Here is a 4207-nt window from a genome sequence, read left to right on the forward strand (position 1 = left end):
ACCGGACGAACCGGTCGAACCGGTCGAACCGGACATATCGGGGGCGGTACCCCTACCGGACGAACCGGACAGACCGGTCGAACCGGACGAACCGGACGTGTCCGGTATGTCGCGGGGCGATTCCATGCCGGCGGTCAGACCGGATCGGATTGTCGCTTGCGCCTCGTGGTCGTCCAGGCCGATTCCCCGCGCCGCGGTGGCGAGCTGATCGGCAACGTCGTTGGGGTCGGCACCGACGGCGACGACGAGGGTTCCCAGGTTGTAGGCGGCCCGGTTGAGTGTGTCGTTGCGGCTGCCTTCTGGGGCGCCCGCTACGGCGTCCAGTTCGGCGGTCAGGGCGGCGGCCCAGTATCGGCCCCCGCGCTCGTCACCGTTGATCCTGGGGGCAACTGCGGGCCTCTCGCGGACCACCGGGCGGCGCACGACGCGGTCGAGTAGGTGGGCAGGTAGGTCTGCCGGTTCAGTGTCGTCCTCGAGGACGTACCGGCCCCCGTCGGGGTGAACACTCGGCGGCATCACCAGGTACCCGCTCGAGGTCTTGACGTCGATCCCCTCGGCCCCGTCCAGCTTGCCGCGTACCCGGTCGGCCAGCCCCTCGGGTAGCCATGCCCAGACGTGCCAGCCGCCCCCGCCGGTCTTGGTCCGGTAGGTGGGCGGGAGGTCTCCCAGCGCGTCGAGGGTGCCACCGTGACGGGGGTCGACGTCGAGGACGACGACACCGGCCGGGGGGCGTGCCGCGATGTTCGCATCCGGTGTTGCGGTCCACCATGCGCGGATCTGGTCGGCGTCGGCGGTTGCGTCATCTTTGCCGTGGGCGGTTGCCGGCCGCTTCGTGCGAGGGACGAGGGGGAACACCTCGAGTCCGTCGGCCGCGTACTTGAGTGCGTGCTCGAGCATGGTCACTGGATCACCGCCGTCGGCGTGAGGGTGACCAGGACTAGGTGCGCATACTTACCCCGGTCGCGGGCACGGTTCACGGCCCGCTCAGCGGATGCCAACGTCAAGAACAACCTTCGCCGGTATCGGCCTTCTCCCGTTTCGACCAGGACGGCGTACCCGGCCGCGGCGGCCAGCGCACTGTCGTGGCGCGGGGTAGAATCGTCAGCAGTCGGATGGTTTGGGGCGCCCTCGTTCACAGCGGGGGCGCTTCTCTTTTCGCTCACTTCGACGCACCCCCGGCAGCGTGAATCATGGCGAGCATGGCGGCATGACGGTCCCGGTCCTCACCGTGGCGGTGTACCTGGTCCACGTAAGACACCAGCGAATCCAGCAACGTTTCGTCACTGACGGCCGCGTGAACGGCGTCGGCGTCGTCGACGAGTCCCGCCGTGAGATCGAGCAGGATTGCCTCGCGTGTCGGTGGCGGCCATGCGGCACCGCGACCAGCTCGAGCAGCGGCCCACTCTTCAGGCGTGAGGTCAGACTTGTCCCGGTTACAGCGGTAGCAGGCGGCGACCAGATTCTCGAGATCGTCGGAACCGCCGCGTGACCACGGGATGACGTGGTCAACCTCGGAGGGGAAAGCGGTTCCGCAGTAGTGGCAGCATCCATCGAGGATGTTGTCACGCTGGGCGGGCGTGAATCCCTCGCGGCGCATGGCGCGTGTTGCGGTGGAGATCATGCGACCTCACCCCGCTTAGCGGCAGCGAGAGGGCGCAGCATGGCGTCGATCTCGTCTAGATCGACACGCAACATGCGGGGGCCGAACCGGTAGCCGGTGATCCGGCCCTCAGAGATCCACCGGCGGATCGTCTGGTGGTGAACGTCGTAGATGGTTGCGGCCTCAGATATGGCCGAATAGCGCTTGTTTGGCGCAGACACAAGAACTCCCGAATGGCTGGGAACACGAGCGATTGCGGGCCACGTCTGTCTGTGGCAGGCAATGCTCGGTGTTCAGCCACCCGGGTGGGCTGGAACGCCGTTCGACCGGCTTACTTACCTCGGGATCCCCTCTCGGGGTGATCCGACTAGTTGGCCTCCAGGGCCACTATTCGAGGTTCCACTTCGCCTTTGGTCTAGCGATCATGTTCGATTGTGGTGCTCACTCATGCGAACACAGTTGTGAGTATGCATGACGATTGGCGCGGAGTCTAGTGGAACGCTATTTTTCTGACATCATCTTCGACATCTTGGCGGCGATCTCGGCATCACGGCCAGCCGCGGCGTGCTGGTAACGCATGGACATGGCCGGCGTGGTGTGGCCCAACCTCGACATGAGTTCCTTGGTTGTGGCACCGGCGCGGGCAGCGAGCACGGCGCCCTGGTGCCGTAGATCGTGGAACCTTAGTCCCGGCCGTTCGATGGACTCGGCAGCGGCCTTGAACGTGCGGCGTAGCGTCCACTCGTCGAGTACCCCTTCGGCCTTGCCAGTGAACAACAGCGAGTCACGGCCCCTGCCGACGTGCCGCTCGAGATGGTCCAGCACGGCGGGCACGATGTGCGGCGGCACCGTCACGTCACGCACCCCGGCGTCGGTCTTCGGGGTCGAGAACACCGGCTTGGACCGTATGAACGTGACACCGCGGCGCACGTAAACCTCGGTGCCGTCCGGTGCCACGTCCCGGCGGCGTAGTGCGAGCACTTCCCCGCGCCGTAGGCCACACCATGCGGCCAGCAGCACCACGAGGCGTATCTCGTCGGGCATGGCGGCGGCGAGGCGTTCCAGGTCGCCGGCCGGTAGCACCTCGATCTCGTGGACACGCTTGGTCTGGGACGCCCCGCGGATGCGGCACGGATTGGCCTCGATGAGCCCATCGTCGACGGCGGTTCCCAGGATGGTCCGCAGTAGCGCGTAACAGTGGGCGTTGCGGGTGGCCCCACTCCGGTCCCGGCCACCGTTCGGCGCGGACGGGGTGGCGACGAGGGCGGCGTGCCACTTGCGGACAACGGCCGGGGTGATCGCGGTCAGGTCGAGGTCTCCCAGTTCGGGAAGGATGCGCGTCTCGAGCTTGGACCGGTACGCGGTCCTGGTGGACGGTTTCAGGTTGCGTTCGTCGAGCCAGGTTCGGGCGTAGTCGGCCAGCAGTACGGCCGGGGCCTCTTCCTGCGCCTTGGCCCGCTCGGCGGGCGGGGTCCATACGTCGAGGTCGACAAGTCGCCGTTCGTGGGCGCACCATGCGGCGGCGTCGTCGTGGGCGTGGAACGTGGCCGGCGCTAAGTGTTTGGCCCCGTCTGGGCCTACGTAGTGGGCCTGGTAGCGGCCCGACGGTAGTTTGCGGATCGCTCCGAACCCTCGTCTGGTGCCTCGCTTGTTGCCCATCGTGGCCCCTCTCGTGCGACTCGCATGCAAGACCTATCCGGTCTCGTGCTAACTCATGCTATCGTATGCGCAAGAGGCGATAACGTCTCTGACCAGCACAATCGACTATCGCAGCAGGTCACGGCAGGTAAACCGGAACGGTTCACGAAGGGTTCGAATCCTCTCGGGGGCGCACAGCCCAAAGCATGTGTCCGGCACGGCGACCGGCTTCCGTCCGGTTCGCCCGCCGCGTGGTCACTCCTGATCACGTTCTCCCAGGTGGGGTGTTCCGAAATCCCTCCGATGTGACCACTCGCTGAGAGGGCACGTCGTTCGCGGCCGCCGACGGGCCTCCCATCACGGAATCGGCCGGTGATACGTTTCATGTTCGGCCCGATTGACGCAATCGGCGCCGATGACACGGGGTGCCCCTACCGAACGGGGCTGAGATCACACCCGCTGAACCTGAACTCGTTCACACGAGCGGAGGGATGTCACATGCACTGGTGCACGCTGTGGTGAGCCGTCCGGGAACCACGGCGGTGTCTCTCGAGGACCTGGGACACACCTATCCGGGCGCGCGCCGCGCGGTGCTCGCGGACCTCACCCTCTCCGTTCCGGTGGGCGAACACATCGCCGTCGTCGGGCGCAGCGGATGTGGCAAGTCGACGCTGCTGTCGCTGATCGCCGGCCTCGCCGAGCCGACGACGGGGTCCGCCCTCGTCCTCGACGAGAGTCAGCCCGAGCGACGGCTCGAGTCCTGCGCGCTGATGCCCCAGGGCGACAGCCTGTTGCCCTGGCTGACCCTGCTCGACAACGTCGCGATCAGTCTCCGTAACCAACGGGTGGGCCGGCGCGCGGCCCGCACCGAGGCCCAGTCCTTGCTGGACCGCCTGGGTCTGGGCGTCTGGTCCGGGGCCCGTCCCGCGGCACTCAGCGCGGGGATGCGCCAGCGCGGCGCACTCGCGC

Annotated in this window: 5 protein-coding genes and 1 riboswitch; of the genes, 1 reads left to right on the top strand and 4 read right to left on the bottom strand. The window is 67.2% G+C overall.

Translation table 11 applies throughout. The features are described 5' to 3' along the window. The 4 genes from G6028_RS16145 to G6028_RS16160 form a co-directional block, all read right to left on the bottom strand. Positions 1 to 897: bifunctional DNA primase/polymerase (locus G6028_RS16145; protein WP_182659478.1), on the bottom strand; the 897-nt coding region annotated here is incomplete at its 3' end. A 262-nt stretch (positions 898 to 1159) separates the two neighbouring features. Continuing rightward, positions 1160 to 1621, bottom strand: coding sequence for an HNH endonuclease (locus G6028_RS18110; protein ID WP_182659479.1), 462 nt, complete (start codon positions 1619 to 1621; stop codon positions 1160 to 1162). Continuing rightward, positions 1618 to 1821, bottom strand: coding sequence for a helix-turn-helix domain-containing protein (locus G6028_RS17810; protein WP_182659480.1), 204 nt, complete (start codon positions 1819 to 1821; stop codon positions 1618 to 1620). The genes G6028_RS18110 and G6028_RS17810 overlap by 4 nt, the downstream gene beginning before the upstream one ends. Positions 1822 to 2101: 280 nt before the next feature. Further along, positions 2102 to 3259 (bottom strand): tyrosine-type recombinase/integrase, encoded by a 1158-nt coding sequence (locus G6028_RS16160; RefSeq protein WP_182659481.1) that lies wholly within the window; start codon positions 3257 to 3259, stop codon positions 2102 to 2104. 390 nt (positions 3260 to 3649) lie between these two features. Next, positions 3650 to 3747: riboswitch (TPP riboswitch) on the top strand. 9 nt (positions 3748 to 3756) lie between these two features. On the opposite strand from G6028_RS16160, the gene G6028_RS16165 reads away from it, so the two are divergent. Then, the coding region (locus G6028_RS16165; protein WP_338404257.1) for an ATP-binding cassette domain-containing protein at positions 3757 to 4207 on the top strand (451 nt) is incomplete at its 3' end.

The organism is Dietzia cercidiphylli, assembly GCF_014145145.1.
Classification (GTDB): domain Bacteria; phylum Actinomycetota; class Actinomycetes; order Mycobacteriales; family Mycobacteriaceae; genus Dietzia; species Dietzia natronolimnaea.